We start from the raw sequence: 4,035 nt of genomic DNA, 5'->3' as shown, positions 1-4,035 counted from the left end.
GACAATGAGCTGCAGTTATCCGATGGGTATTACGACGAAGGAAAAAGGCTAATGGCTACAACGGTGGCAATGCTCCCAGAGGAGTTAAAGGCAGACCCGCTGGAATACTCAGCACTTTCAAAAATGCTGACTCAAGCATTGCGTGAATGGTGTGATGCAGATTGTGCATTCATGAATGCCGGAATGCTGCTTCGTGGGTTAAAAAAAGGCGAAGTCTCGCAATTCGACTTGCTTGAAATTTGCCCACACCCGATTAATCCATGCACCATAAAGCTATCAGGAGCTGAGTTAAAAGAGGTGCTCCTCCAAACCCTTGATGAAAAATGGCCGCATATGCAAATTAAAGGTCTTGGTTTTCGAGGCTCTGTCATGGGCGTTATGGAGTACGATGGAATAGAATTTCAAAAAGTCCATAACGTACAGCAGATTTTGATAAATGGCGCACCACTCGATGCAAAAAAATACTATGTGTTAGCAATACCAGATATGTTTACGTTTGGACGATTTTTCCCGGAAATTTATCGGGCTAAAAATAAGAAATACTGGTTGCCAGAGTTCTTGCGGAATTTACTCGAATGGAAACTTTCATCTATTTATAAATAAGGATTTTGCTGCTTATTGTAACAATTAATTGACCATTTTTCGCTCCGAAATGTTCCAATGCGGCTTATTGGAACAACTGAATGTCGATTTTTTGCTCAGAGATGTTTCAATACCCCTTATTGGAACAACGGGATGCCGATTTTTCGCTCAGAGATGTTCCAATGCAGCTTATTGGAACAACATGTTGACAATTTTTCACTTCGAGATGTTCCAATGCAGCATATTGGAACAACATGTTGCCGATTTTACGCTTCGAGATGTTCCAATACCACTTATTGGTACAACTTATTGAAGTTAATTCGCTCCGAGTTGGTCCAATTGTAAATCCTTGCACTTAACAAGTAATTTCAGAAAAAGAGTCGTATAGATAACAACAAATTTTTATAAAAGCCCCTATGTAAACATCAATCTTTAATCAAAATATCACGCTTTTTCCCATCTCTTCATAGAGTGTTAATGGATGGATGGAAGGAGAGTGTAGTCATGATCGAAATGTCACCGATTGAAATAGAAGGCAGAACCTTTTTATGCATTACCGTCAGATTGCCTAAAACCAATTTGCTTGTAGTTACAGGAGATAGAGGCTATATTATGTGCGGCGCTCTTGATGTCGCGCTTCTGAATGAAAAGCTTAAGACCAGGAAAGTCATTGCCGGCAGAGCAGTTGGTGTTAAAACAATTGAAGAATTGCTTGAAGCTCCACTGGAGTCAGTTACGTTTGAAGCTGAGAATATGGGGGCAATTAAGGGCATGGTCGGCAAGGAAGCTTTGCTGCTCATGAATGATAGACAGCCGGATTAGGCTGTCTTTTTACTTTACAAGGAAGGGTATCCCGATCTGGACTCAATGAACCTATTATTTTCCCAATGTAAAAATATTCATAATACCATAACCATTCGATAAATGGATGTGTTAAAATGTAAGAAATAATTGTCGTATTATGTAAAATTTTCTTGCTGGACAATAAGGCTTTGTTGGATTCTTTGGGGAAATGCCCCCATTCGGAAACAGCCTATAACAAACAGATAAAGTGGGAATTGACATGAGACTGGTAGCCACCACTTCAGTAGATGAAGGAGCTTTACTTGGAAAAGCCATCTATAATGACCAGGGGCAGATTCTTTTAAACGTGGGAGCGCGGCTTGAGAGGAAAATCCTCAACCGGTTATTAGAGTTTGGTATTGATTATATTTATATAAAGGATCCAGATACTGACGATCTCATCCTTTCAAATTCGATTTCTGATGAATTGCGTGTGAATGCTATCAAATCGATTGGAGAGACGTTTAAGCAAATCCAGGACGATACGAACATTTCACATTCATTCGTGCTTGAAAAATCGGCAAGGAAGTTCAAAAAATTGATTAGTATTTTGCTAGATGAACTTCAACGAAGCAAAGAACTGCTCAATATGCTGTCCGATGTTTTCCTGCACGATCACTATATTTTTTCACATTCACTGAATGTAACGCTGTATGCTTTGGCCATCGGAATTGAAATGAAGCTGACTCCGAAGGAATTGGAGCAGCTCGGACTTGGAGCAATTTTGCATGATGTAGGCAAAATGAAGATTCCTGAAGAGGTTTTGACAAAACCCGGTCGGCTGACAGGGGAAGAATTCCAGGTCATCAAGGAACATGCCGAGGAAGGTTTCCAGCTGCTTCGGAATATCCCGACGATTCCTTTAATCGTTGCTCATTGTGCTTATCAGCATCACGAGAGACTGAACGGTTCAGGTTATCCACGCGGATTGAAAGGCGATGAGATTCACCTGTTTGGCCGCATTCTTGGGGTTGCAGATGTATTTGATGCTGTCACATCCAACCGCGTTTATAGGCCTGCAATGCTGCCGCATGAAGGCCTTGAAATCCTCTATTCAGGTTCTGGGAGTCTCTTTGACCCGAAGGTTGTCGATGCATTTCGCAAGGCTGTTGCCATCTATCCAGTTGGATTGACAGTTATCTTAAGCGATGGACGAAAAGGGGTAGTCGCTGCCCAAAACCCTGGGCTAAGCGAACGGCCCGTTGTCCGGATTCTTGAGGAAAATAGCCAGAGGGTAGTTCCTTATGAAATCGACCTGCAGACTAATCTATCGATAATGATCACAAGCTGCGACACAATCATTAAGTATGAGTACGCCAACAATTATTAGTTTTTTAGGCTAGTTCCCTCCTTTAAAGCATACATATAGCTTTAGAGGGGGGATTTGTTTTGGCAAAATTCGGCCGGCGGCTGCCTCGGAAAGGACCTTTGCCTTTCAGGTATGTGTTCCTGCTGACATTCGTCTTTTTTTCCTTTTCAACAGCAGCGGGACTGTGGATTATAGATAAGGGGATCGAGCCTACGCTTATGAGCTATGCTGAATCTCAAACAAGAAAAATCGCCACGCTCGTGATTAATAAGGCGATCAATAAAAAAATCGCCAATGGTATGGATATTGATAAGGTGATAGAATTTGTCCCGGTAGATGGAGGATCTTCTACAGTAGTAAAATTCAATACTGAGATCATTAATCGTGTAAAAGCAGAAACGACTAACCTCGTGCAAATGAATTTGAAGGAAGCTGAACGAGGAAATCTCGCATCGCTTGAAATGCTCTCAGATATAGAGATTGTCACTGATGAAGAAGATAAGTAAGAAGGAATCATCTATTATGTTCCTTTAGGGCAAGCCACCAATAATGCGCTTTTAGGGAATATGGGTCCGATGATCCCCGTAAAATTCAATGCCATTGGCGATGTAACAGCTGATATTGTATGGGAAACAGAAGAACATGGAATCAACAACTCACTGGTGAATGTTTCAGTAAGGGTAAAGGTCAATGTCCAAATTATTATCCCGTTTGCAACTGAAATTGCTACTGTTCAGGAAGATATTCCAATTGGCAGCTTTTACTATCCTGGAAAAGTTCCTCAATTCTATAATGGCGGCGGTGATTCTTCTCCATCAATTGAATTACCTGGCGAATAAAAATGGTTGTCACCATAACGATATTGTTATACTATGAAATCAATTGAATAATAACCTTATCATTCCGGTGGGGTAGAGGAGCAAAATTCATTAGTAGGCTGTGTGAGGATGACAACGTTGACCGCAGCTAAAAGGGAGTTTTGCCGAAGCAATCTAAATGAGTCACATTTTTTTTGCTGGGGGTACTTTGAAAAAGAGTATCACTGTCATTATGGGGGAATCTCATAATGGGGAGCTACAGATCGTGATGGAGAAACTAGTTGCTTATTAAGAGCGACGATAGGATTTTCTCTATCGTTGCTCTTTTTTGTATTTGGCTCTGTTAATCAAGGCTGTTGATTTTCGTTCAGGCGCTTCGCTTTCCGCGGAAGAATTATGAAAAAGCCCAACTGCCGGCTTTTCATAAGCAAATTCTTCTAGGGGCTGGCGCTGAGCCTCCTCGTCGCTTTGCTCCTGCGGGGT

3 protein-coding genes, 1 pseudogene and 1 riboswitch are annotated in these 4,035 nt (G+C 41.5%); all 4 genes and pseudogenes read left to right on the top strand.

The genetic code is table 11. The annotated features are described in order from the left end of the window. On the top strand, nt 1-603 hold a 603-nt coding region (locus WB217_RS04355; protein WP_423990984.1), incomplete at its 5' end, for a 5'-nucleotidase C-terminal domain-containing protein. A gap of 483 nt (nt 604-1,086) precedes the next feature. Then, nucleotides 1,087-1,404, top strand: coding sequence for a YunC family protein (locus WB217_RS04350; protein WP_423990982.1), 318 nt, complete (start codon nt 1,087-1,089; stop codon nt 1,402-1,404). 241 nt (nt 1,405-1,645) lie between these two features. Further along, nucleotides 1,646-2,755, top strand: coding sequence for an HD-GYP domain-containing protein (locus tag WB217_RS04345; RefSeq protein ID WP_423990980.1), 1,110 nt, complete (start codon nt 1,646-1,648; stop codon nt 2,753-2,755). A 59-nt stretch (nt 2,756-2,814) separates the two neighbouring features. Then, nucleotides 2,815-3,573: pseudogene (gene yunB / locus WB217_RS04340) on the top strand (sporulation protein YunB). A 65-nt stretch (nt 3,574-3,638) separates the two neighbouring features. Then, a riboswitch (Lysine riboswitch) is annotated at nt 3,639-3,819 on the top strand. Nucleotides 3,820-4,035 lie beyond the last annotated feature (216 nt).

The organism is Mesobacillus sp. (assembly GCF_049588175.1).
GTDB lineage: Bacteria > Bacillota > Bacilli > Bacillales > Cytobacillaceae > Mesobacillus.
The sequence above is the reverse complement of the archived record's forward strand: the minus strand, read 5'-3'. Positions and strand labels throughout refer to the sequence as shown.

Coding starts and splice junctions, on each gene's coding strand:
- WB217_RS04350 (WP_423990982.1), top strand. CDS start 1,087: ATGATCGAAATGTCACCGATTGAAATAGAAGGCAGAACCTTTTTATGC.
- WB217_RS04345 (WP_423990980.1), top strand. CDS start 1,646: ATGAGACTGGTAGCCACCACTTCAGTAGATGAAGGAGCTTTACTTGGA.